The sequence below is a fragment of the Haloarcula sp. Atlit-120R genome, assembly GCF_003665885.1.
GTDB classification, from domain to species: domain Archaea; phylum Halobacteriota; class Halobacteria; order Halobacteriales; family Haloarculaceae; genus Haloarcula; species Haloarcula taiwanensis.
Genome location: NZ_QPLN01000067.1, coordinates 1 through 491, shown reverse-complemented (window position 1 = coordinate 491; position 491 = coordinate 1). Strand labels below are relative to the sequence as shown.

Here is a 491-nt window from a genome sequence, read left to right as displayed (position 1 = left end):
CACCGGTACCGATCGCCGGATCAGCCGCATCAGCAGCCAGTTCGCCAGCCGCACGCGTACCGAGAGCATCTCGGCCTACGAAGCCAGCACTCACCTGCGCTGGCAGCCGTTCCGCGTGCCGGTTCAGTTCGGTGACGGCTACGCGTTCTCCAGCGGTGGCCAGTCCGGCCAATACCAGCAGTCCGGGCTGCAGGGCAACGCGTCCTACTTCACCGGCACGCCGTCTCTGATCTCTCTCTACAACGAAGCCTTGCGTGCCGAACTTGGCAACCTGCGGGTGATCACCTCGTTCATCTCCTACAACGGCGAGAACGATGACCTGAGCCTGATCTACAACAACTTCCGCAAGGTGCGCGGCAACTCGCCGATCATCACCGACAACGTCAACGCGCCGACCATCGGCCACAACAGCGAGGTCGGCAACGGTCTCGACCTCGTGGCGACGCACTACTTCGATCTCGGCCTGCAACTCGGCAACCTGATCGGCAGCG

At 63.1% G+C, this 491-nt stretch carries 1 protein-coding gene; it reads left to right on the top strand.

Translation table 11 applies throughout. The annotated features are described in order from the left end of the window. Positions 1-491, top strand: a 491-nt coding sequence (locus tag DVK01_RS21240) for an alginate export family protein (RefSeq protein WP_158598802.1), incomplete at both ends; no start/stop codon positions are given.